The sequence below is a fragment of the Aquabacterium sp. CECT 9606 genome (genome assembly GCF_918741295.1).
Classification (GTDB): domain Bacteria; phylum Pseudomonadota; class Gammaproteobacteria; order Burkholderiales; family Burkholderiaceae_C; genus Aquabacterium.
The window spans coordinates 323,369-347,492 of the sequence record NZ_CAKKNB010000002.1 but is presented as its reverse complement, the minus strand read 5'-3'; the positions used below and the strand labels follow the sequence as shown (position 1 = coordinate 347,492).

19 protein-coding genes are annotated in these 24,124 nt (G+C 65.0%); 12 read left to right on the top strand and 7 right to left on the bottom strand.

What is annotated here, in order from left to right:
* Positions 1-11 precede the first annotated feature (11 nt).
* Together LQ232_RS09320 and LQ232_RS09315 are read left to right on the top strand one after the other, a co-directional pair.
* Positions 12-1,223 (top strand): ABC transporter substrate-binding protein, encoded by a 1,212-nt coding sequence (locus tag LQ232_RS09320; RefSeq protein WP_230180043.1) that lies wholly within the window; start codon positions 12-14, stop codon positions 1,221-1,223.
* 16 nt (positions 1,224-1,239) lie between these two features.
* Positions 1,240-3,363, top strand: a complete 2,124-nt coding sequence (locus LQ232_RS09315) for an ATP-binding protein (RefSeq protein ID WP_230180042.1) — start codon at positions 1,240-1,242, stop codon at positions 3,361-3,363.
* 9 nt (positions 3,364-3,372) lie between these two features.
* Here the strand turns inward: LQ232_RS09315 and LQ232_RS09310 are convergent, their stop codons facing one another.
* The 3 genes from LQ232_RS09310 to LQ232_RS09300 all read right to left on the bottom strand — a co-directional run bounded on the left by LQ232_RS09310 (position 3,373) and on the right by LQ232_RS09300 (position 6,868).
* Positions 3,373-5,046, bottom strand: coding sequence for a long-chain-fatty-acid--CoA ligase (locus LQ232_RS09310; protein WP_230180041.1), 1,674 nt, complete (start codon positions 5,044-5,046; stop codon positions 3,373-3,375).
* A 125-nt stretch (positions 5,047-5,171) separates the two neighbouring features.
* Positions 5,172-6,365 (bottom strand): amino acid aminotransferase, encoded by a 1,194-nt coding sequence (locus LQ232_RS09305; protein ID WP_230180040.1) that lies wholly within the window; start codon positions 6,363-6,365, stop codon positions 5,172-5,174.
* Between the two features lie 17 nt (positions 6,366-6,382).
* Positions 6,383-6,868, bottom strand: coding sequence for a glutathione peroxidase (locus LQ232_RS09300; RefSeq protein ID WP_230180039.1), 486 nt, complete (start codon positions 6,866-6,868; stop codon positions 6,383-6,385).
* A gap of 131 nt (positions 6,869-6,999) precedes the next feature.
* Here LQ232_RS09300 and LQ232_RS09295 point away from each other — a divergent pair, with 131 nt between their 5' ends.
* The gene (locus LQ232_RS09295; RefSeq protein WP_230180038.1) at positions 7,000-8,643 is read left to right on the top strand and encodes an ATP-binding protein; all 1,644 of its coding nucleotides are present in this window, start codon (positions 7,000-7,002) and stop codon (positions 8,641-8,643) included.
* A gap of 556 nt (positions 8,644-9,199) precedes the next feature.
* On the opposite strand, the gene LQ232_RS09290 is transcribed toward LQ232_RS09295, so the two are convergent.
* From LQ232_RS09290 to LQ232_RS09275, 4 genes are read right to left on the bottom strand one after another with little or no spacing between them, the layout of a single operon-like run.
* Positions 9,200-10,072 carry a M14 family murein peptide amidase A gene (locus LQ232_RS09290; RefSeq protein ID WP_230180037.1) on the bottom strand — a complete coding sequence of 291 codons (873 nt, stop codon included), beginning with the start codon at positions 10,070-10,072 and terminating at the stop codon, positions 9,200-9,202.
* Positions 10,069-10,644 carry a Holliday junction branch migration protein RuvA gene (ruvA, locus tag LQ232_RS09285; protein ID WP_230180036.1) on the bottom strand — a complete coding sequence of 192 codons (576 nt, stop codon included), beginning with the start codon at positions 10,642-10,644 and terminating at the stop codon, positions 10,069-10,071. Before ruvA ends, LQ232_RS09290 begins: the two co-directional genes overlap by 4 nt.
* Positions 10,641-11,303, bottom strand: a complete 663-nt coding sequence (locus LQ232_RS09280) for a response regulator transcription factor (RefSeq protein WP_230180035.1) — start codon at positions 11,301-11,303, stop codon at positions 10,641-10,643. The genes ruvA and LQ232_RS09280 overlap by 4 nt, the downstream gene beginning before the upstream one ends.
* 15 nt (positions 11,304-11,318) lie before the next feature.
* Complete coding sequence (locus LQ232_RS09275) at positions 11,319-13,460, bottom strand: sensor histidine kinase (protein ID WP_230180034.1); 2,142 nt, start codon at positions 13,458-13,460, stop codon at positions 11,319-11,321.
* Positions 13,461-13,584: 124 nt separating this feature from the next.
* Between LQ232_RS09275 and LQ232_RS09270 the strand changes: the two genes are divergently transcribed.
* From LQ232_RS09270 to LQ232_RS09230, 9 genes are all read left to right on the top strand, one after another.
* Positions 13,585-14,592: a PhoH family protein gene (locus LQ232_RS09270; protein WP_230180033.1), complete on the top strand. Its 1,008-nt coding sequence runs from the start codon at positions 13,585-13,587 to the stop codon at positions 14,590-14,592.
* Entirely contained in the window at positions 14,589-15,041 is a 453-nt protein-coding gene (gene ybeY / locus LQ232_RS09265; RefSeq protein ID WP_230180032.1) for an rRNA maturation RNase YbeY, read from the top strand. The genes LQ232_RS09270 and ybeY overlap by 4 nt, the downstream gene beginning before the upstream one ends.
* 186 nt (positions 15,042-15,227) lie before the next feature.
* The gene (locus LQ232_RS09260) at positions 15,228-16,067 is read left to right on the top strand and encodes a hypothetical protein (protein ID WP_230180031.1); all 840 of its coding nucleotides are present in this window, start codon (positions 15,228-15,230) and stop codon (positions 16,065-16,067) included.
* 164 nt (positions 16,068-16,231) lie between these two features.
* On the top strand, positions 16,232-16,411 hold the full coding sequence (locus LQ232_RS09255) for a hypothetical protein (protein WP_230180030.1): 180 nt from the start codon (positions 16,232-16,234) through the stop codon (positions 16,409-16,411).
* A 155-nt stretch (positions 16,412-16,566) separates the two neighbouring features.
* Entirely contained in the window at positions 16,567-17,355 is a 789-nt protein-coding gene (locus LQ232_RS09250) for a PEP-CTERM sorting domain-containing protein (RefSeq protein WP_230180029.1), read from the top strand.
* Between the two features lie 148 nt (positions 17,356-17,503).
* On the top strand, positions 17,504-18,490 hold the full coding sequence (locus LQ232_RS09245) for an HlyD family secretion protein (RefSeq protein ID WP_230180028.1): 987 nt from the start codon (positions 17,504-17,506) through the stop codon (positions 18,488-18,490).
* A 13-nt stretch (positions 18,491-18,503) separates the two neighbouring features.
* Positions 18,504-21,317: a ribosome-associated ATPase/putative transporter RbbA gene (gene rbbA, locus LQ232_RS09240; protein WP_230180027.1), complete on the top strand. Its 2,814-nt coding sequence runs from the start codon at positions 18,504-18,506 to the stop codon at positions 21,315-21,317.
* 1 nt (position 21,318) lies between these two features.
* The gene (locus tag LQ232_RS09235; protein WP_230180026.1) at positions 21,319-22,464 is read left to right on the top strand and encodes an ABC transporter permease; all 1,146 of its coding nucleotides are present in this window, start codon (positions 21,319-21,321) and stop codon (positions 22,462-22,464) included.
* Between the two features lie 32 nt (positions 22,465-22,496).
* Positions 22,497-24,116, top strand: a complete 1,620-nt coding sequence (locus LQ232_RS09230; protein WP_230180025.1) for an efflux transporter outer membrane subunit — start codon at positions 22,497-22,499, stop codon at positions 24,114-24,116.
* Positions 24,117-24,124: the final 8 nt, after the last annotated feature.

The following is a 24,124-nucleotide window of genomic DNA, read 5'->3' as shown; positions in this document are numbered from 1 at the left end:
AGGGCCCCTCCATGGCAACCCAATCGCCGTTCTCGCGCAGTGTGTCCCGCCGAAGGCTCCTTCAGGGCTCGGCCCTGGCCTGGCTGACCACACCCTGGCCGGCGCTGGCCGCCGATCCCAAACCCGTGCTGCTGGGCATCGATGCCGAGTTCGGGCTGCTCAACAGCACCTCGGCCCAAGCTGTTGAGCTGGGCGTTCGGATCGCTGTTGACCAAATCAACGCCCAAGGCGGCGTGTTGGGCGGGCGCCCGCTGCAGATCGTCACCAAAGACCACCGCTCCATCCCGGCCCGCGGCATCCGCAACATCACCGAGCTGGCCGCCTTGCCAGACCTGGTGGCCGTGTTCGGCGGAAGATTCAGCCCCGTGGTGATCGAGGAGTTGCCCACCCTGAAGGCCGCCAAGGTGCCGTTCCTGGCGGTGTGGTCGGCCGCCGATGCCATCGTCGACAACGGCAGCACGCCCAATTACGCATTTCGCCTGTCTTTGCGCGACAGCCTGGCCATGCCATTCATGCTGGACAAGGTCCACGAGCGCAAACTGGACCGCGTCGGACTGCTGCTCACCAACACCTCGTGGGGCCGCAGCAACCTGGCGGCCGTTGAGAAATACGCCGCCGCCCACGCCACGCCCAAGGTGGTCGGAACCGCCTGGTACAACTGGCAGGAACGCAGCCTGATCGACAAGTACCTCAAGCTGCAGGAAGCCCGTGCCCAGGCCATCCTGCTGGTGGCCAATGACGACGAGGCCGCCGTGCTGGTCAACGAGATGGCCGCCCTGCCTGCCGACAAGCGGGTGCCGATCTACAGCCATTGGGGCATCACGGGTGGCAAGTTCTTCCAACAGGCCGGCGCTTCGCTCAAGCTGGTCGATTTCAACGTGATCCAGACTTTCAGCTTCTTCCAGGCCCACAAGCCCGCGCTCGCCAAATTCATGGCCACCGCGGCCAAATTCGGCGTCCAGCGGATCGAAGACATCGAAAGCCCGGTAGGCACCGCCCATGCCTATGACATGACCCACATCCTGGCCAAGGCGATCGGCCTGGCCGGCAGCACCGACCGCATGGCCATCCGCGACGCCCTTGAGAAAGTGCAGGTGCACGAGGGCCTGGTCAAACGCTATGCGCCGCCTTTCACCCCAAGCCGACACGAGGCGCTGGGTACCAGTGAACTGCGCATGGCCCGGTTCAACGATGCTGGCGTGATTGTCCCGTCCGACCAGTGAGATGAAACTTCTGGGCATGAGGTGGACGCGCTGGTTCCCAAGCAGCCTGGCGCACCGGTTCGCCCTGGTGGCGGCCGCGCTGGCGGCGGTGGCCTTGGTGGTCACCACCTTGGCGTCCTGGTGGTTGATCAACGAGCAGCACGATCAGGCCTTGAAGGCCCTGACCGCCAACGAACGGCAATTCCGAGCCGCCACCGTGGGCGCCGACCTGAACGCCTTGGCCAGCCGCATGACCGAGATCGCCGCCAGCACCATCCTGGCCACCGGCCTGGTTGACAGCATTGGGCGGGAGACCTACCTGGGGCCCTTCCTCGACAGCATCCGCCAGATCAACGGCATCCCGGTGCAAGTGATGTTCACCGACTTCCAGGGCAGCGAAATCGCCAGCAACTCGGGCGCCCAGTTTTCACCGGAACAGCTGGCTTGGCTGCGCACCAACCTGGAAACCGGGCATGCCCTGGCGCGGGTCTTTGCCTCGCCCCAGGGCAACGAACTGGTCGCCATCGAACCATTGATGTACCCCCGCACCACCTCGCCCGAAGGCGCGGTGTTCTACAAGGTGGACCTGCGCCACATCAAGGCCGGGCCCGACATGCGCCTGGTGTGGGACAACGGCCAAGCCCATCGCCAGGACGAACCGGACACGCTGGTGCCCAGCCCCAAGGTGTTCGAGCCCTTGCACCTTCGGCTCCAGAGCCAACATTCAGGCACCGACGCCGGCATGAAGCTGCAGGTACCTTACCTGCACATCTGGCTGATTTCCCTGACCTTGTTCAGCGCCGTGGTGCTGGCCGGCATGCTGCTCGCCCGGCTGCTCACCCTCGACCTTCAGCGCCTGGAAGCCTTTGCACGCCAGCAGTTTGGCGGCGGCTTGAGGACGGAACGCGCTCCCGAGGGCGACAGCCATGAAGTGGCCAGCCTGGCCCGGTCCATCAACGACATGCTGGACCGACTCCACGAGCAACACGCCGACCTGCTGAGCGAGCGCGAAAAACTGACGGCTCTGACCGAAGTGCTGCAGGCCGCTGACCGCAACAAAGACAACTTCCTGGCCATGCTGGGCCATGAATTGCGCAACCCCTTGTCACCCATCAGCGCAGGGGCCGAACTGCTGCGCCGCATCCCCGACACCGATCCCCGCGTGTTGCGCACCTGCGAGATGATCAGCCGCCAGGTCGGCCACATGACCAAGATCATCAATGACTTGCTGGACGTGTCGCGGGTCACCCGGGGCATGGTCACGCTCGAGAACACCGAACTCGACCTGGCCGAAGTGATCTCTGGCGCGGTCGAGCAGGTGCGGCCCTTGATGGAAGCCCGCCAACACCGCCTGACCGTGACGGTGGCGCCCGAGCCTCTGATGGTGATGGCCGACCGGGCCAGGTTGATCCAGGTGGTCAGCAACCTGCTGGCCAACGCTGCCAATTACACCAAGCCAGGCGGCCAGGTCTGGATCGAGGTGAGCGCCAGCCCCGACGAAGCCGTGATCAAGGTTCAGGACAACGGCGCCGGCATTGCCCCCGACCTGATGCCGCAAATTTTCGATTTGTTCACGCAAGGCAAGCGGGCGTCCGACCGGCGCGAAGGCGGCCTGGGGCTGGGCCTGGCTCTGGTCAAGCACCTGGTGGCCCTGCATGGCGGCACCGTGGCCGCCGCCAGTCTGGGCACCGGCCAAGGCGCCACCTTCACCGTTCGCCTGCCGCGGCTGGCCACATCGCACCTCGCTGCCGCCACCGCAGCGCCAGTCGCCATGACCACCGCGGGCAAGCTGCGCGTCTTGGTGGTCGATGACAATGTGGACGCCGCGCACAGCCTGGCCCAGGTGCTCACCCTGGAAGGGCACAGCGTGGAGGTCTGCCACGATGGCCCTTCCGCGCTGGCCCTGGCCCGCACGTCATCGTTCGATGCCTTCGTGCTGGACATTGGCCTGCCGGGCATGGCCGGCACCGAACTGGCGCGCCGGCTGCGAAGCCTGCCCACGGGCCAGGATGCCCTGCTCATCGCACTCACCGGGTATGGCCAGTTGTCCGATCGCCAAAAATCAGCCGAGGCGAGCTTCGATCACCACCTGGTCAAACCAGCCGACTGCGATGCCTTGCAGCGCCTGCTGAACGACTGGGCCCGCGCCCACCCGACCTGAAGCCGCCGCTCAAGCAGGCTCTCGCAACTCGCGCCGCAAGATCTTGCCCACGGGCGTCTTGGGCAGCTCGCCACGGAAATCCACCACCTTGGGCCGCTTGTAGCCGGTCAGGTGCTGGGCGCAGTAGTCGCGCACCTGCTGCTCGGTCACTGCCGGGTTCTGGCGCACGATGACCAGCTTCACCGCCTCGCCCGAATGCTCGTCGGGCATGCCCACCGCCGCGCATTCCAAAATGCCCGGCATCTGGGTGACCACGTCCTCCACCTCGTTGGGGTACACGTTGAAGCCCGACACCAGAATCATGTCCTTCTTGCGATCGACGATCTTGACGTAGCCACGGTCGTCGATCGTGGCGATGTCGCCCGTGCGGAAAAAGCCATCGGCGGTCATCACCTTGGCGGTTTCGTCAGGCCGCTGCCAGTAGCCAGCCATCACCTGCGGGCCGCGCACCGCCAACTCGCCCGGCTGGCCCAAGGGCACCTCACGGCCCGCGTCGTCCAGCACGCACACCTCGGTCGATGGCAGGGGCAGCCCGATGGAGCCCGAGTAGCCCGTGCTGGTCACCGGGTTGCACGTCACCGACGGCGAGGTCTCGGACAAGCCATAGCCCTCGAACACCGCGCAACCCGTCTTCTCTTTCCACAGCTTGGCTGTGGCCTGCTGCACCGCCATGCCACCGCCCACCGACAAGCGCAGGTGGCTCCAGTCGACCTTGTGGAAATCGGGGTGGCGGGCCAGCGCGCCAAACAAGGTGTTGACCGCCGGGAAGCTGTGGAAGCGGTGCCTGGACAGCTCCTTCAAGGTGGCCGCCAGGTCGCGCGGATTGGGGATCAGGATGTTGCAGGTGCCCAGGCGCAGGCCCACCATCATGCTCACCGTGAACCCGAAGATGTGGTACAGCGGCAAGGCGCACACGGTGGTGGGTTGCTCGCCATCCGGCACTTGCTTCCACATGGGCGCGTTCCAGGCTTCTGACTGCAGCAGATTGGCGATGATGTTGCGGTGCAGCAGCATGGCGCCCTTGCTCACGCCCGTGGTGCCGCCGGTGTATTGCAGCACCGCGATGTCATCCGGGCCCGGCCGGGCCGGTTGGTAAGCCCGCCCGCGCCCCTTCGCCAAGGCGGCATTGAAGCGCACGCCGCCGGGCAAGGAAAAGTGCGGCACCAGCTTGCGCACGCGGCGCACCACATGGTTCACCAGGCTGCCCTTGAGCAGGCCCAGCAAATCGCCCATGCTGGCCAGCACCACGTGCTTGACCGGCGTTTGCGCAATCACCGCCTGCAAGGTGGCGGCAAAGTTCTCGATGATGACGATGGCCTGGCTGCCGGAGTCCGTGAGTTGGTGCTCCAGCTCGCGCGGCGTGTACAGCGGGTTGACGTTGACGACCACGAACCCGGCCCGCAAGATGGCCGTGACCACCACGGGATACTGCGGCACATTGGGCATCATCACTGCCACCCGGGCACCCGCAGGCAAGCCCAGGCCCTGCAGGTAGGCGGCAAAGGCCTGCGAAAGCCGGTCGATCTGGGCGAAGGTCCAGGTCTGGCCCATGAACTTGTAGGCGGCCTTGTCGCGGTGAGCGGCAAAACCCTCGTCCATCAGTTCCACCAGCGATCGGTACACCGACGGGTCGATCTCGTGCGGCACACCGCTGGGGTAGTGCCTGAGCCAGATTTTGTCCATGGCGGCGGAAGCTTCCTCGTGACCTTTTGTTCTGGTCACATTCTTCTACGGAACTCCCACCCCCCGACTCAGGGGATGCCCCCGATCACATGGCCATGCCAAGCCTTGTTTTCAGGACACCTCCATCAAGCCAGCACGGCGGCCATGGCCTCGGCCACGCGGTCCACATTGCCCGCGTTCAGGCCAGCCACGCACATGCGGCCCGAGCGCAGCACGTACACACCATGCACCTCGCGCAGGGTGTCGGCCTGCTGGGCGCTCAGCCCGGTGTAGCTGAACATGCCGCGCTGATCCAGGAAATACTGGAAGTCGCGGCCTGGCAAGCGGCTCACCAAGCCCGCATGCAAGCGCTGGCGCATGGCCTGGATGCGGGTGCGCATGGCGCCCAGCTCGTCCGACCACACCTGGCGCAAGGCTGGTGTTTGCAGCACGCGCGCCACGATCTGGCTGCCATGCGTGGGCGGGCTGGAATAGTTGCGGCGCACCGCCGACATCAACTGGCCCAGCACCGTGTCGGCCTGCGCCTTGTCGGGGCAGACCACGCTCAGGCCGCCCACGCGCTCGCCGTACAGCGAAAAACTCTTGGAAAAGGAGTTGGCCACGAAAAAGCTCACGCCCGCATCGGCCAGGGCACGGATGGCTTGGGCGTCTTCATCGATGCCATCGCCAAAGCCCTGGTAGGCGATGTCCAGGTAAGGCAGCAGCTGGCGGCTTTTCAGCACCGGGATCAACTGAGCCCATTGCGCCGCGCTCAAATCGACGCCAGTAGGGTTGTGGCAGCAAGCGTGCATCAACACGATGCTGTGAGCAGGCAGGCCGCTGATCGTGGCCAGCATGCTGTCGAAGCTCAAGCCGCCCGTGGCCGCGTCGTAATACGGGTAGGTGTTGACCTTGAAGCCGGCTCCTTCGAACATGGCGCGGTGGTTGTCCCACGTGGGGTCGCTGACCCACACCTGCGAATCCGGAAAGTAACGCTTGAGGAAATCGCCGCCTACCTTCAAACCGCCCGAGCCGCCGATGGTTTGCAAAGTGGCGATGCGGCCGCTTTTGACGGCTTCGTGGTCAGCCCCGAACAGCAGGTGTTGCACGGCCTCGCGGTAATTGCTGGCGCCCACCATCGGCAGGTAGGGCTTGGGGCCCACCGCGGCCAGCATGGCGCTTTCGGCCTCGCGCACGGCGGCCATCACGGGCAGCTTGCCGGCATCGTCAAAGTAAATGCCGATGCTGAGGTTGATCTTGTCGGTGCGCGGGTCTTTCTGGAAGTCCTCGTTCAGCGTGAGGATGGGGTCGCCTGGGTAGGCGTCAACGTGTTGGAACATGTCAGGCAACTTTCAAATCAACCGAGTGCTTTTTCAATGTCGGCGCGCAGGCTCTTGGGGGTGTCGGTGGGCGCGTAACGGCCCAGCACCGTGCCTTCGCGGTTCACCAAGAACTTGGTGAAGTTCCACTTGATGGCCTTGGTGCCCAGGATGCCCGGCGCCTCTTTCACCAGGTATTGGTACAGCGGGTGAGCCTCGGCGCCATTGACCTCGATCTTGGCCATCATCGGGAAGCTGACGCCGTAGTTGAGCTGGCAGAACGAGGCGATCTCTGCGTCGGCACCAGGGTCTTGTCCGCCAAACTGGTTGCACGGAAAACCCAGCACCGTCAAACCTTTGTCTGCATAGTCTTTCCACAGTTGTTCCAGGCCTTCGAACTGTGGCGTAAAACCACACTTGCTGGCAGTGTTGACGATCAGCAGCACACGGCCGCGATACTGCTCCAGCTTGACGGGGACACCGTCCGTGGAAAGCGCATCAAATTCGTAAATCGATTGGGTCATGATGGCCAAGAACTTTCTCAAAGTACCTACACATGAAGCGCCCATTCTGACATCATGAGTTCCTAGCTGTATCCCTTTGCTCGCCAGAGACAGGTGAGTATCCGCACCCCCGGTGCCGAGAGGAAAACGCCATGCCCCAAAACACCATTGAGGCCGACCTGCCAGTCACGACTGAGCAAGGTCTGCCCATGAGACAAATCCAGGCCGCTTTGCAACGCGCCCAAGCCACCAACCAAGAACTGGCCTTGCTGGCCGACCGGGTCAGTGACGCAGTGATGATCTGCGATGCGCAACGTTGCATACGGTGGGTCAATCCCAGCTTCTCCAGGCTGACCGGTTTTTCCTTGTCGGAAAGCCTGGACCAGCAGCCGGAAGAGCTGCTCAGCGGCCCCCACACCGAGGCAGCCCTGATCACCCGGATCAACCAGACGCTGGCGCAAGGCCACGCCGTTGAAAACCTCGAGATCTGCCACCACCGCAAGGACGGCGAGCCCTTCTGGGTGGCGCGTACCGTGCACCCCTTGCCCGACGCCGATGGCCAGGTCACCCGCTACATCGAACTGATGCGCGATGTCAGCGCCCAGCGCCGCGCCGAGGCCGAACACACGCGCCGCCTGCAGGCCGAGCTGACGCTGGTGGCCAAGGCCGACTTCCTGGCACGCATGGGGCACAGCATGCGCTCGCCCCTGAACGCCATCATGGGCTTCTCCCAGCTTCTGGACATGCAGGACCAGACGGGCATGCCCGAGACCCTGCAACGCCAGCTGGGCCACATCCGCACGGCAGGCCAACAGCTGCTCAGCCTGCTGGACCAGGCCCTGGAGTTCGCCCGCCTGGATGAACCCTCGGTCACCCTGCGGCCCCAGCGCCTGGCCATGACCGGCCTGCTGCGCGAGGTTTGCTCGGCGCAAGAGACTTTGGCCAGGGCGCACAACGTCACGGTCGTGGTCGATTGCGCACCGCACACCGTTTGGGCCGACCCGCAGCCCACCAAAGACATCCTGGTGCAGCTGCTGAACAATGCGATCCGCGTGAGCCCCTCAGGCTCCACGGTGTGGTTGCGGGCACGTGAAGTGACCGAAGAGCGCATGGGCATTGTCGAAGTGCGCGACCAAGGCGCCGGCATCGACCAAAGCGACCTGCCCAAACTCTTCCACCCTTTTACCCGCCTGGACCGCGCCACCGAAGCCGACAGCGGCGAAGGCCACGGCCTGGGCCTGGCGGTGGCCCAGCGCATGGCTGCGCTGATGCATGGACGCATCGAGGTGCACAGCACCTTGGGCGAGGGCAGCGTGTTTGGCCTGAAGCTGCCGCTGGCCGAGCGCACGCACACCGCCACGCCCACCAGCGCCCGTCCGTCCGAGCCTTTGGTGATGCTGCCGCCACTGCGCGTGGTGCACATCGAGGACAACGCGCTGAACCGCAGCTTGGTCGAGGCGCTGTTCGCCACTTACCCGCAAGTGCGTTTGTTGTCGGCTGACACGGCGGCCGATGGTCTGGCGTGTATTGAATCCATGCAGCCGGACGTGGCCTTGGTGGACATCAATCTGCCGGATGGCAGTGGTTTGGACCTGTGCCGCCAGTTGCGGGCCAAGGCGGCGTTCAAGAAGCTGCCTTTGATTGCGCTGAGCGGTGATGCTTTGCCGGATCACATTGCGCGGGCGCTGCAGGCGGGGTTCAACCAGTATTTGGTGAAGCCTTTGCAGATCAACCGGCTGCTGACAATTTTGGCTGCGCTGCCGAGTACGCAGGCGGCGCCACCGTTGAACTCCTGAATCGGGGAGCGCGGGGCGAGGGCTGGGCGGGTATCCGTCAGGGCTTCATGTTGGTGGTCCCGCTTTTCAAGCGGGACTGCCTTGCGGTGCTCGCAGCGAGGTGGTGTCGCCGAAACTCTCTTCGCGCCTTTCAGGCGCTGCGTTCAAACATCGGCGACAAGTCAGTTGACGATGCGCGCTTCGCGCACCCACCTCGCCGCTCCGCTCCTCAGCACCAACAAGGCGCCCCGCCGGATACACCCACCCAGCCCTTGTTTCGCCCCGCTGGTGGTGTGGCACGGCCCATTCGTGCTGCGCCACCAGCGGGGTGGATCAGGGATTCGGCGGAGGCGGGCGGGGCGACTTCGGGGGCGTCGAGGCGCACAGGCCATGGCGGGTTGCCCCTCGCACCGCGAGGGGTCGGCGAGGACTGTTTGAGCGCGTAGCGCGAGTTCCGCAGCCGCCCGCCGTGGCCGAGCACCGAGAGCAGTCCGCCGCGCAGCGGTGGACCGCCACCATAGGAGCCCTGTCCGCCTCCGCTGAATCCCCCACCCCGCGCTGCCCGGACAAAGCAAGCTCAGTTGGCCCCCAACCGCTCCGCCGTCCACCGCAGCAAATCCAGCCACATCTGCCGAATCTCGGCCTCTTGCGGCGTGCGAATGGCACTCGGCAATTCGATCGTCACCACCGGCATCTTCTTGTGCACACCGCCATAGTTGCCCAAGCTGCCCGGAAAGATCCCCACTTGGTCCAGGTACAGGCGTCCCAGCTTCTGAGGCGGCGAAGTGGGCCCGTCAAAGTCCAGCACGCCATAAGGCGCGTGCACCGACACGATCAAGTCGGGCTTCCAACGCTCCATCTCGTCAAACAACCACTTCGACTCAGGCTCGGACAAGGGCTTGGGCCCAGGGTAACGGCGCGGGTCGTTCTTGGTCCGCTTGCTCCAGTACTGCGGCGCTTCCTTGTCCCAATTGGGCGTGGGGAAATTGCGGTTCAGATCGACCCCGCGGGCATTGGTGCGCCGGGGCGAGGCCAGCAGCATGCCGTCCGGGTTCACCAAAGGCACGAAACGCCAGTGGATGTTGGACGGCGTCTCCGTGGCCGCGCGGATCCAGTGCAACACCAGCGAGGTGGACGACAGCTCGTCGCCATGCACACCGCCAATCACCAGCACGCGCAGGTGCGCGTTGGGCGAGATGACGTCGCGCTGCATCAGCGAATGCCCCTGGACCGACTTCGAGCCATTGGTCTGCAATTGCGCCTGGGCGCACAAAGCCATCGGCACATTGGGCAGCCGGCCCGCGGCCTGCTGGCAAAAAGCCTGGGGCGTCTGGATCAGCGCCACAGGCTGGGCGGGAGGCGCCAACTTGGGCTTGTTGGGGGCGGCCTGCGCAGACAGCGCCACGGCCAGCATCGCGCCCACGAACACCAATGAGAAACGCAAATTCATCGGGCGAGGTTCTTCAGGGCCAGCTTGATGCCGTCGCTCACGGAGACATCGGCCGGCAGTTGTTTGAGTGTGGCCTGCGCTTCCTTGTCGGTGTAACCCAAGGCCAGCAGGGCCTGCAGGATGTCTGACTGCGCGTCGCTGACCATGGAAAAACCAGGCGCCGAGAGCGCCGGGGCCAGCCTGCCCTTGAGCTCGAGCAACAGGCGTTCGGCCGTCTTCTTGCCGATGCCGGGCACCTTGACCAGGCGACCCGCATCTTGCGCCGCCACGGCCTGCGCCAGCTCGTCGGTGCTCAGGCCCGACAGCAAGGCCAAGGCAATGCGCGGCCCCACGCCGCTGATCTTGGTCAACTCGCGGAAGGAGGCACGCTCGCCCGCGGTCAGAAAACCGTACAGCAGCTGGGCGTCTTCGCGCACCACGAACTGGGTGAGCAGCGTTACGCGCGCACCCAGTTCGGGCAGGTTGTAGAAGGTGCTCATCGGCACCTGCACTTCGTACCCCACGCCGTTGCAATCGACCAGCACGTGGGGCGGGGACTTCTCGGCGAGAAGCCCGGTCAGGCGGGAGATCATCGGCGGAACAGGCCCAATCGTTGCGCTTCAAGGGCGGCTTCAGCACGCGAAGACACGTTCAGCTTGCGGTAGATCTGCTTGACGTAGTCGGCGATGGTGTGGCGCGACAGGTTCAGTTGCACGCCGATCTCGGGCAGGGTGAAGCCCTTGGCCACGCGCAGCAGCACTTCGTTCTCGCGGTCGGTCAGCTGCACGTGAGGCGTCACCGAGTCGGCCTGGGAGATAGGCTGCTGGCTGGCCTGCGCGGTGAAATACTTGATCACGCGGCGGGCGATGGACGGCGACAGCGGCGGCTCACCCAGGCTGATACGGTGCAGTTGCTCGGCCAATTGCTCGCGCGATTGCTCTTTCAGCAAATAGCCAAAAGCACCAGCTTGCAGCGCGGGGAACAGATGCTCGTCATCGTCGTGGATGGTGACCACGACCGACTGCACGTCGGGTTGCTTCTCGCGCAGCGCCTGCACCACCTCGACGCCCGAGCCGTCGGGCAGCCCCAGGTCGCACAGGGCCACGTCAAAACGCACGGCGTTGACCAGCTCAAGCGCATCGTGGACACGGGCACTCTCGCTGATGTGGGCGCCCGGGAAGACTTGCAGCGCCAGCGTTTTCAACCAGGCGCGGATTTCGGGAAGATCTTCAAGCAACAGAATCTGCTTCATGGCCGTGGCCTCACATCAAGGTGTCGTGCCCAGGGGAGATCCCTGTGCACTGTCGGGGATGCTAGCAGTGCTAGCGGGCTGCGTGTGCTCTATGGCCACCTTCTGTTGCACGACGGCAATTTCCAGCGGCAAAGTGAGCCGAATGACGGTGCCAAAACCGGGGCCTGATTCAACCAGGCACTGCCCGCTGAGCTGTTTGGCCCGGTGCTTCATGCTGGTCATGCCATGGCCACGGTCCAGTCGGCCATCCAGCTCCATCGGGATGCCCTTGCCATTGTCCTGGATCACCAGCAAGAAGTCATGGTGCTCCAAGTGCACATCGGTGTGAATCACCACGTGCGAGGCCTGGCTGTGTTTGATGATGTTGCTGACGGCCTCGCGGATGATCCGCGTGGTCTGCACATAGGTGCGCGCCGACAGGGGCTCTTCCACCTCGTCGATGGAATTGCGCCATTCGATCTCGATGCCGGCCTGGCCCAGGCGCGAGACCACCTCGGCGCGCCAGTCGGCCAAGGCATCGGACAGCACCATGGGACGGCCCGTCAGGCCGCGCACCGACAGGCGCATTTCTTCCAGAGCCTCTCGGGCCAGGGTCGAGATGCGGTCGTTGTCGCTGGTGTGCACGATGGTCAGCAGCTTGGCGCCCAGGTCGTCGTGCAGGTCGGCGGCGATGCGCTTGCGTTCTTTCTCGGCGATCTGCTCCACACGCAACTCGGCGATCTGGTTGAAGTTGCGTTCAATCTCGCCGCTGATTTCCTGCACGCGCTTTTCCAACTGGTTACGCGCGCCTTCGGCCGTCTTCAAGGCGCCAGCGTAGACCTGGATCAGGCGCACCGCCACCACGGCGTACAGCACCGGCATCACGAAGTAGGTGACATGCACGCCCCAGACGCGCAGCAAGCCGTTCTGAAATGACAGCTCGATGCCCATCACGGCCGAAACCACGCCCAGCGCCACACTCATCAGCCAGAACTCGGGCTTGCGTGTGCGGCCGGAGTGCCACAGAAAGTAGCCAATGGCCGCGAACAGCTCCAGGGCGAACAACACATACCAAAGGCGGGCCACCAGGAACAGGCCATTCGCCCCCACCAGCCACAGGCTGATCGGCAACAACAGGCACTGCGCCCACAGCATGGCGTTGACCTGGCGGGTCAGGTCACGTGCCTTGCGGTTGCGCACGCCATGGCCTGAATAGCCCAGCAAGAACTTGATGGCGAAGGCGGTCATGGGCGCGAACATCATCGCGATCAGCACTTCGGTGGAGACGTTGGACACCGGCAACTCGTTGATCCACCAACGCCCCGTCATCAGCGACCAGCCAATGGTCAGCAAACCAAAGTAGGTGAGGTAACTGAGCTGGCGCACCCAAGCCAGGCCCAGTGCGAACAAACCCAGCACCACCAGGATGCCGGCGATGACCTGCGACACCGTGTTGGACCAGAACTCGTGGTCCTGGTGCATGCGCTGCATGTCCTGCAGGGTGCCCACGCGGACCTCGTCAAGGCCACCCGCGCGCTGGCGCGCCGTGACCCGGTCAATCGGGTACCCGGTCACCTTCAAATCAAGCTGGTTGGCGCCTGTGCGCAGAAGAAAGGACGGCAAAGGCACCACGTGGGATTGGTCGCAATTGCGCGCCACCGGCTCGACCATGCGGCCGCCCCGGTACAGCAACTGGCCATTGAGGTGAACCTCGACGTTGGAGCAGGCGCGCTCGATGTAGGCGGCCAGCAACTTGTCGGCGCTGGGCTGGATGGGCGTGTCGAAATAAACGCGGTACCAGATGCTGCCCTCGTAACCGGGGTGCGAGCGAGACCATTCATCGGGCAGCCCGACCGACTGGCCCACACGGTCGATGGGGTAATGCGCACTTGAACTGGCCACGGCCCAGGCATCGCGGAACAACAAGGTGGCCGCTCCGCCATCGGCCAGCGTGGGCTTGCTCAGGCGGATGGCCTCCTGGTTGAGCACCACCAAACCCCAACCCACCACCCAGGCCAACGCCAGGCCCAGCGTCAACAGCAGCCACTGCCCGGCCCGGCTCACCGGGATGATGGTGCCGGAGGGCGTTTCAAGCGCGGCTTGGGCCGACGCGTCCGATCGCGGCCGATTCAACAGGTTTTGCCACCAGCGTTGCAACATGAATGAAGTCAATTCCATGGCCAAAACTGCGCACCATGCGCAATGTCGGGCCCATTCTGCAAGATCCGTCACACTTTGATGCCCCGGTCAAGCGACAATTTGCGGGCTTTTTGTTCACCAACGAGTTCACCCTGGGCCTCTCATGACCTTGCGTCACCGATTCATCCCGCTCGACAACACCCGACTCGCCCATTTGTGCGGACCGCTGGACGAACACCTGCGCACCATCGAGGCCGCGCTGGGCGTGACCTTGGCCCGGCGCGGCGACCAGTTCCGCATCGACGGCCCCAAGGGGCGCCCTGAAGATGCTTTGGAATTGCTGGAGACCTTGTACGCCAAATCGGCCCGCCAGCTCAGCCCGGAGCAGGTGCAACTGGCGCTGGCCTCGGTCTTGGCCAAGCGACAGAAACTCGGGCGTGGCAAGCGCGGCGCCAAGGACGCGGACGTGCCCGGCCCGGACGACGAGCCCGACGAAGGCCCGGTGCTGAGCACTCGCCGCAGCGACCTGCAGGGCCGCACCACCAACCAGGTCGACTACCTGCGCCACATCATGGCCCATGACCTGACCTTTGGCATCGGGCCGGCCGGCACCGGCAAGACTTTCCTGGCCGTGGCCTGCGCCGTCGACGCGCTGGAACGAAGCATGGTCCAGCGCATCGTGCTGACCCGTCCGGCGGTGGAGGCCGGCGAGCGCCTGGGCTTCCTGCCCGGCGACCTGTCGCAAAAGGTCGACCCCTACCTGCGCCCCTTGTACGACGCACTCTACGACCTGATGGGCTTTGACCGCGTCACCAAGGCCTTTGAAAAAGGCCAGATCGAAGTGGCCCCCCTGGCCTTCATGCGCGGGCGCACGCTCAGCCACGCCTTCGTCATCCTGGACGAGGCCCAGAACACCACGCCCGAGCAGATGAAGATGTTTTTGACGCGCATCGGCTTTGGCACCAAGGCCGTGGTCACCGGCGACGTGAGCCAGATCGACCTGCCCAAGGGCGCGCGCAGTGGCCTGATCGAGGCCGAACGCATCTTGCGCAAGGTCACCGGCGTGGCCTTCACCCGATTCACCCCGCACGACATCGTGCGCCACCCGCTGGTCGGCCGCATCGTCCAAGCCTACGACCGCGACGCCCTGAACACGCCTCCTGCCGCATGAGCACTGCCAAACCAACCCTGAGCCTGAGCCTTCAATTCGCCGACAAGACCCACCGCGAGCACCTGCCGCGCCACAAGGTGGCCCGCTGGATCAAAGCCGCGCTGGCCGTGGATGGCCTGGATGGCGAGATCACCGTGCGCATCGTGGGCGAAGACGAAGGCCGATCGCTGAACCGCGACTTCCGCCAGAAGGACTACGCCACCAATGTGCTGACCTTCGACTACACGCAAGAGCCCGTGGTGACCGCCGACCTGGTGATCTGCGCGCCCGTGATCGAGCGTGAAGCCCAAGAGCAGAACAAGCCGCTGCAGGCGCACTACGCTCACATGCTGGTGCACGGCACCTTGCATGCGCAAGGCTTCGACCACGAGGTCGACGACGAGGCCGAAGCCATGGAAGCGCAAGAACGCCGCATCCTGGCCGAGCTGGGTTTTGCCGACCCCTATTAGCAAACAAACAAACGTTTGAATACCTGCAATCAGGGCAGGCCAAAAGCATCTAATCGCCAATGCGTGCATTACCGCACGGGCGCAGGCACGCCCAAACAGGGGGGTGTTGGGGGGCACCCCCTGACCGGGTCAGGCGTCGATCTTCAGAATCCATACATCGACCAAGCCAACCCCTTGAGGTCCCCGATGTCCAACCCCAAAGCCAAGATCTACACCCGCTACCAAGCCCTGAACAACATCACTGTTCAGGACATCCGGGACATGTTCAAGGTGTTTTGCCGCTACTACGACAACGTCTCGCTCGACCAGTTCGTGACCGACCTGGGCAAGAAGACCGGCGCCTTCGTCGTGCGCCGCCAGCGTGACGACGCCATCGTGGGTTTCTCGACCTTCGGCGTGTACCGCATGCAGGTCGATGGTCGCGAAATCAAAGGCGTTTTCAGCGGCGACACCGTGCTGGAAAAAGAACATTGGGGCAACCGCGCCATCAACGCCGCGTTCGTCAAGCGCGTGCTGTGGGAAGCCATCAAGAACCCGCTGACGCCGCAGTACTGGTTTTTGATCTCGAAGGGCTACAAGACCTTCTTGCTCTTGAGCCGCAACTTCCCCGAGTACTACCCGCACCCCACGCAAAAGAACGATCACCTCAAGCACATCGCCGAGACCTACTGCGAAACGCTGTTCCCCGGCAAGTTGGACAAGCAGTCCATGGTGCTGGACTTTGGTGACGGCTACAACTGCCTGAAGGGCGACGTGACCCCCATCACCCGCGAGTTGCGCCAGCAGGCCGACATCGCCTTCTTTGAGAAATGCAACCCGCAGTGGGAACGCGGCACCGAGCTGCCCTGCGTGGGCCGCGCCGACCTGAAGGCTTTCTTCCAGGTGATCATTCCGCAACTGTGGAAGGTGCTGGTCAAGCCCTCACGCGCCCGGCCCGAAACCGTGCGCCAGCGTGCAGGTGCAGCGTGGGCTGATTCGAGTTTTGGCAAGGCCGTGGCCCGCCACCGTGACGCCTTGTGGGGCTAATCTGACAAACTGACATTCAAAACTTCCCAATTCGAGGGTATCTCCCCCGCTGATCTGGAGGGTCGCGAGGGATTCCCCGAAAAAGACGCCGTAACGCGCCTGGTTAGATTCCTTGTGTGTACCGAAGAGTGCACATTTCAACCAACCATTGAACAAGGAAAAACATGAAAGTTCTGAACACCCAGGAAGTGTCCCAAGTCAGCGGCGGCGAAAGCATCATCGACGCGATCCACCGCGCCGAGTACAACTCTTACGGCGTCCCCCTGATCAACGCCGGCATCTTCGCGATCAATTTGTTCTCGACCACGAAGATCCCTTACGTGACCACCAAGCCCGCTCCCTGATGTTCTGACATCGGATTGCCTGCCCTGCAGGCAATGCCCTGGCGGGACAAAAAACCCGGCCAGGGCCTCTCAAGTATTCACAAAATCGGACAACTGTCCTACAGTACGAGCCTCCAAGCAGCAGTTTCCCCTCGACCTCCACTCAAGGAGCCAGGATGAACACACTGACACGGCGCTCGAATCTGGCGCGCAGCTTCTTGCTCGCATCGCTCCTGGCGGCGGCCAACGCGCCCGCACAAGCCAATCCTGTCACCACCCTGCAACTGGTCATCGGCGGTATTTCGCTGACGGCGGACCTGTTGGGCATCGGCGGCACCTTCGTCGACATCTTTGGCGCCCCCAACCTGGGCACCCAGTCGGACGACAGCCCGTTGTACACCTCGGGCAGCAGTTCGCCCTCGCTCACCATCTCGGCCACCGACACCACGTTTGATCTGCTGCTCAAGCAGACGAACAACATCAGCGAGTTCGAGGACGATCTGCCGGCGGTGCTTTCCGGCATCACCAAGGTCAGCAGCAAGAACGGTCAGACCGACGCATGGAGCTGGAAGGTCACACTGGAAGCCAACATCAACACCTTCTCGTTCAGCGAGGTCTCGGCCCAGGGGTTTGTGCAGCACCTGTTCGTGGTGCACCCGGACCTGGATGAATCTTCACAAGCCCCGGCGCTCAACTACGACCTGCTGGCCAAGCAGAACTCCGTGCTGTCTGCCCACAACCTGTCAGACAGTGACACGGACACGCAAACCCATGCCAACGGGCCGCACCAAGATGTTTTGAAGCCGGCCACGCTGGAGACCCGGTGGGTGACCTCGGACGAGTTCGATTACGTGAACGTGCGTTTGCACGCGGTTCACGCGGTGCCCGAGCCGCAGGCCATGCTGTTGCTGGCCGCGGGCGGACTGGTGGCCTGGCTCGCCCGGCGCAGAACCACGATCAGCTAGCCGCGGGCTGCACTCAAGCGATCACCAGCCCCCTCAGGAACCCCGTCGCGTCTTGATCTGCGTTACTCCTTGACACACATCAACCCCGGTCCGGTGTGGAACAGGTCTGATACCTGCGGACTCCGGAATATGCAGTCAAGGCATGGTGATGAAGAAAGCGACAGTGACCATTGCAGCAGTACTGGCCACGCTAACTGCGGGAACCTATCTGGCCGTCAGCACCAACGTCAAGATGACCCGCCAGCCACAGGGCGTGGTGCAGGTCAACGGCCGACTTGAAGTCGAGCGCCTGGAGATCGCCAGCAAGTTTGCCGGGCAGGTCGTGGAGGTGGCCGTGCAGGAAGGCCAGCGGGTCAAGGCGGGCGACGTGATCGCGCGCATGGACGCGGCCGACCTGGAGGCGCAGTTGCAGGGCGTGCAAGCGATGGACCAGCGTGCCAGCCAAGCCTACAAACGGGCCCAGGGCGAAAGCCAAGTGCGCAACCAATACCTGCGCGTGGCGCAGCTTGAGTTGAAGAACACCGTCAAGATGCACGACGAGGATCTGGTGTCCAACGCCGAGCTTGAGCGGCGCCAGGCCCAGCGCGACGGCGAAGCAGCGGGGGTGTCGGTCGCGCGTGCCGCCATGGGCGAGGCTTCGGCGGCGAAGGCCGAGGCACAGGCCGGCATGAAGCGCCTGCGCCAGGCGATTGGCGACCACACCTTGCGCGCGCCGATGGATGGCCGCATCGAGTACCGCGTGGTCGAGCCGGGCGCTGTGATCCCCGCTGGCGGCCGCGTGGCCACGCTGCTGAACACCTCTCAGGTCTACATGACAGTCTTCCTGCCGACGGCCCAGGCCGGCCGCCTGCAGATCGGCGACGAGGCCAGGCTGGTGCTGGACGCCGCGCCCGGCATCGTGATCCCGGCACGGGTGTCGTTTGTCGCGGAAGAGGCGCAGTTCACGCCCAAGTACGTCGAAACCGCCACCGAGCGCGAGAAGCTGATGTACCGCGTCAAGCTCAAAGTGGAGCCGCAGCTGACACATCAATACGCCGCCTACGTCAAGGCGGGCATGACCGGCAATGGCTACGTGCGGATCAAGCGCGACACGGCCTGGCCGGACAAGCTGGCCGTCAATCTGCCCAAGAACTAGGGCCCGGGTGAGCATGAGCCGTCACCCATTCGCCGCTGCAACCGTCCCGGCTTCGCTGGCCGTGACGGAGCGTTGCGCCATCCGGCTGGAGGGCGTGTCGCACCGGTATGGCCAGCAGCTGGCCCTTGACCATCTCACACTGGAGTTGCCGGTGGGCGGCACCATCGGCCTGGTGGGGCCTGACGGCATCGGCAAGTCCACGCTGTTGGGACTGATCGCTGGCGTGAAGAAGCTGCAGCAAGGCCGCGTGCACGTGCTGGGCGGCGACATGCGTGACGCGCGTTTTCGCCGAGCGCTGTCGCCCCGCGTGGCCTACATGCCGCAGGGCCTGGGCCGCAACCTGTACCCGACGCTGACGGTCTACGACAACATCGACTTCTTCGCGCGCCTTTTCGGCCAGAAAGCGCCGGAGCGCCGGGCGCGCATCGAGCGCCTGCTGAAAGCCACCGGACTGGCGCCGTTTCCGGATCGCCCGGCCGGCAAGCTCTCGGGCGGCATGAAGCAAAAGCTGGGGTTGTGCTGCGCGCTCGTGCACGATCCCGATCTGCTGGTGCTCGACGAGCCGACCACCGGCGTCGATCCGCTGTCGCGCCGCCAGTTCTGGGCGCTGGTCACCGAGCTGTGCAACGAGCGGCCGCAGATGACCGTGCTGGTGGCCACGGCCTACATGGAAGAGGCCGAGCGCTTCGATCACCTGGTGGCCATGGACGCGGGCCGCGTGCTGGTGTCGGCGCCCACGGCCGAGGTGCTGGCGCGCACCGCAGCGCCCACCTTGGAAGACGCCTATGTGGCGCTGCTACCGCCGGAGCGACGGGGCAGCAGCGGGGCGCTGCTCATCCCGCCACTGCCGACGCCAAGCGGCCCGCCTGCGATAGAGGCCAAGGGGTTGACGCGCACGTTCGGCGCCTTCACCGCGGTGAAGGACGTGAGCTTTCGCATCGAGCGCGGCGAGATCTTCGGCTTCCTCGGCTCGAACGGCTGCGGCAAAACGACGACGATGAAGATGCTCGCGGGCCTGCTCGACATCACGGAGGGCGAAGCGACACTGCTGGGCCAGCCAATTGGGCGCGGCCGAGGCAAGGGCGCAGGTGACATGGCAGCGCGCTTGCGCGTGGGCTACATGTCACAGGGCTTCTCGCTTTACGAAGAATTGACGGTGCGCCAGAACCTTGAGTTGCACGCCAAGCTCTACCGGCTGGCCAACGAAGCCGCGCGCAACGCCATCGACACAGCACTCGACACCTTCCAGTTGCGAGCCGTCGTGGATGCGTTTCCCGGCGCCCTGTCGCTGGGCATACGCCAGCGCCTGCAACTGGCGGCGGCCTGTCTACACCGGCCCGAGGTGCTGATCCTGGACGAGCCCACATCGGGCGTGGACCCAGCGGCGCGCGACATGTTCTGGCGCCACCTGGTCAAGCTGTCGCGCCAAGAGAGGGTGACGATCTTCGTGTCGACCCACTTCATGAACGAGGCCCAGCGTTGCGACCGCATCTCACTGATGCACCGAGGTCGCGTGCTCGCCGTGGGCACGCCGGCCAAGCTGTGCGAGAACAAGCAGACCGAAACGCTGGAGCAGGCCTTCATCGACCACCTGCTGGCCGACGATGGCGAGTGGTCGCCGCCAAGCACGGGGGCGGAGCTGGCCGCTGCGCCGCAGCCACGGTCCGTCGCACCGCCGGTGACGGGGGGCCTGAGAGCCTGGTTCAGCTGCGTCTGGGCTTTTGCCGTGCGCGAGTCCATCGAGTTGCTGCACGACCGCATCCGGCTGAGCTTCGCGCTGATCGGCCCAATCGTGCTGCTGTGCGCGGCCACCTGGGGCGTGACCTTCGACGTCGAGCGCATCCCGTTCACCGTGCTCGATCATGACCGCACGGTCGACAGCCGGCGCCTGGTCGAGCACTTCGCCGGTTCGGCTTACTTCAGCCAGCAGCCGCCGCTGAGCGATGCGGCACAGATCGACGAGCAGTTGCTGTCGGCACGCTCGTGGCTGGTGATCGACATTCCGCCGCATTTCGGCAGCGACCTCGTCGGCGGACGCCAGCCAGAAGTCGCCTACTACATCGACGGCGGCCACCTGGCGCGCGCCGCCTACATCCGCAACTATGCGCAGGGCATCGCGCTGGAGCACGCCGTGCAGTTCGCGCGCAGCATCCCGGGCGCCCCCGACACCGCCTTGCCGGTACGCGTCGAGCCTCGCTTCACCTACAACCAGGAATTCCGCAGCGTCTTCGCCTCGGCCCCCAGCGTGCTGATGGTGGCGCTGATCCTGATTCCGGCCATGCTGACCGCGCTGGGCGTGGTGCGCGAGAAAGAGATGGGGTCGATCACCAACCTGTACGCCTCGCCAGCCTCGGTCGGCACCTTCCTGCTGGGCAAGCAGATGCCGTATCTGCTGCTCACGATGGCCAGCTACCTGAGCCTGGTGTTCGTGATGATCACGGTGTTTGGCGTGGCCGTGAAGGGCAGCTTCCTGGCGCTGACGCTCGGCGCGCTGGCCTATGTGTTCGCGGTCACGGCGCTGGGGTTGATGGTCTCGGCGCTGGTCAACACGCAGGTGGCGGCGCTGTTCCTGGCATCGATCGTCTGCGTGATCGTGGCCTCGAACTTTGCCGGCCTGCTGTGCCCGGTGTCGACCCTGCCCGACGAAGCCTATTGGATCGGCATGGGCTTCCCGGCCTCGTGGTTCCAGCTGATCAGCCTGGGCGCCATCACCAAGGGCCTGGCACTGCAATGGAACTTCTTCGGCCCGAAGTACGCGGCGCTACTGGGCTTTGGCATGCTCTACCTGTTGGTCGCGCGCGCACTGGTGCGCAAGCAGGAGGCCTGAGATGGACGACAGAACCAGCCCCCTGCGCCTGTGGCTGCGCAACGCGGCAGTGTTGACGCTGAAGGAGTTGCGCTGTGTGCTGCGAGACCGCAACATGATGGTCGCGATCGCGATCGCGTTCTCCGTGGGCGTCTACCTGGTGGCCACTGGCGTGCGTGCCGACGTTGCCAACGTGTCGGTCGGCGTGATCGACAGCGACCACTCGGGCCTGTCGATGCGCATCCGCGAGGCGATCCGCATGCCGCACTTCCACCCGCCGGTCGAGATCGACCGCGCGCAGGCCGACGCGGCGATGGACGCCGGCCGCTTCATCTTCATCGTTGACATCCCGCCGCACTTCGAGGCCGACGTCCATGCGATGCGGGCACCGGCCGTGCAACTGATGGTGGACGCCACCGCGATGACGCAGTCGAGCCTGGGCACCGCCTACCTCAACGAGATCGTGCTGCGCGAGACGCTGGCCTACCTGAAGGTGCAGGGCATCGAAGCGCGCCTGCCCACGCGTTCGGTGACGCACATTTTCTTCAACCCGAACGGCGAGTCGGTCTGGTTCGCGTCGGTGATGCAGGTGATCAACAACGTCACCGTGCTGGCCGTGGTGCTGGTGGGTGCGGCGGTGATCCGCGAGCGCGAGCACGGCACCATCGAGCACCTGCTGGTGATGCCGGTGCGGCCCTCCGAGATCGCGGCGGCCAAGATCATGGCCAACGGCTTGGTGATCCTGGCGGCGGTGGGGCTGTCAGTAGCGCTGGTGGTGCGCGGTGTGCTGGCGGTGCCCTCGGTCGGGTCGTTGCCGCTGTTCCTGCTCGGCACGGCCTTCTACCTGTTCTCGCTGACGGCGCTGGGGATCATGCTAGCCACGCTGGCGTCGTCGATGCCCCAGTTCGCACTGCTGTCGGTGCCCGTGTTCGTGATCATGTACCTGCTGTCGGGCTCGACCACGCCGCGAGAGAGCATGCCCATGCTGTTGCAGCAGGTCATGCTGGCCTCACCGTCCACCCACTACGTGAAGCTGGCCCAGGCCATCCTGTACCGCGGTGCGGGGTTGAGCGTCGTCTGGCCGCAGTTCGTCGCGATGACGGGGATCGGCGCGGTCTTCCTGGCCGTGGCGATGGCGCGCTTCCGCTCGATGCTGGCCTTCCAGTGATCCGCTTTTCAAGTCTGACTTCAAGGAACCCCATGGCCCACATCGCATGGCACCGCCTCGGCATGCTGCTGTCCATACCTGCGGCCGCGGCACTCTGCGCCTGCTCCAACACCGTCGAGGTGACCGTGCCAACAGCGCGGGTTCGCGTACCGGGGCATTTCATGAAGCGCCCCGGGGTTGACAAGATGCCAGCCGCGCCGAGGCCCGAGGAGCCACCAAGTCCTCCTCAGGCCGCCGGCACCGATCTGCAACGCTGGTGGCTCGACCTGAACGACCCGGTGCTCAACGCCTTGATTGAACGCGGTCTGCAAGAGAACACCGACATCCGCATCGCACTGGACCGCGTGCGCGAGGCCCGCGCGTATCAGACCCAGGCGGAGTCGGCGCATTACCCGACGGTCGAGGCTTTCGGGGGCTTGGCCTATTCAAAGGCGACGGTGCGCTTGCCCGACTGGCCACAACCACTGAACTGGCCGTCGGTGTCGCTGCCCACGGCCAAGCAAAGCGCGGCGGGCTTGGCCGTGGCTTGGGAGGTCGACCTGTTCGGCTCGCGGCACAGCTTCGCCGACTCGGTGCACCATTTGGTCCATGGCGCACAGGAACAGGTGCATGGCGCGCAGCTGCTGGTGGCCGGTGAGATCGCCACGCAGTACCTTGAGGCACGCGGCGTCGAGCAGCGCATTGAGGTGCTCAAGCGCGGCATCGTCGTGGCGCGCCGACTGGTCAGCTATGCCACCGGCCGCTTCAACGCCGGCCAGACCAAGCGCACCGACGTGCTGCGCGCCGAGGCCGAGGCCGAGTACACCGAATCGCAAATGGCGGGCCTGCGCCTGCTGCTGCAACAGCGCCTGCTGCGCCTGGCCACACTGACCGGCCAGGCCGCTGAAGACCTGCAAGCCCTGCCGCCACAGCCGGCGGGCGGCGGGATCCCGGCCAGCCTGCCGACCATGCTGCCCTCCGAGGTGCTGGAGAACCGGCCCGACGTGCGTGGGGCCGCGCACGTCGTGCGTGCACGCGCCGCCGAGCTGGGCTCGGCCAAGGCCGACCTGCTGCCCAAGTTCTACCTGGGCTTCCTGGCTGGCGAGGGCCACATCAGCCTGTCGAACCTGCCGACCACCCGGGCCAGTTTGCAAGCCTGGGGCTTGGGCGTGCAGCTGCCGCTGTTCACGGCTGGCCGCCTGCACGCCAAGATCGCGGTGCAGGACGCCCGCCTGGACTCGGCCGTGGCCGACTACGAACGCGCGATCCGGCAAGCGCTGGAAGACGTCGAGAACGCCTACCAGGCGCGCTTGGCGCTGGACGCCCGCAACACCCAGCTGGAGCGAGCCGTCAACTTGCAGCAGGAAGCCTCGCGCGACGGTGAGAAGCTCTACCGCGCCGGCCAGGAACTGCTCCAGCCAGTGCTGGAATCGCAGGCCAAGGCCCTGCAGCGCGAAGACGAACTTGTGCAGTCACGCACCGTGAGCACGACCACCACGGTGCTGCTCTACAAGGCGCTTGGCGCGGGATGGTCGGAAGCCAGCGCGCGGGCGTCGATGGCTGCGCTGGAGGCTTCAGCGGAGGGCCCGGCTGCCCAGCCCCCGCAGGCTGCACCAACCGAGTTGTCACCTGCGGTGCAGAGCTGGTTGCGCGGCCAGCGCCGACGGCCCTGAAGTGTTGG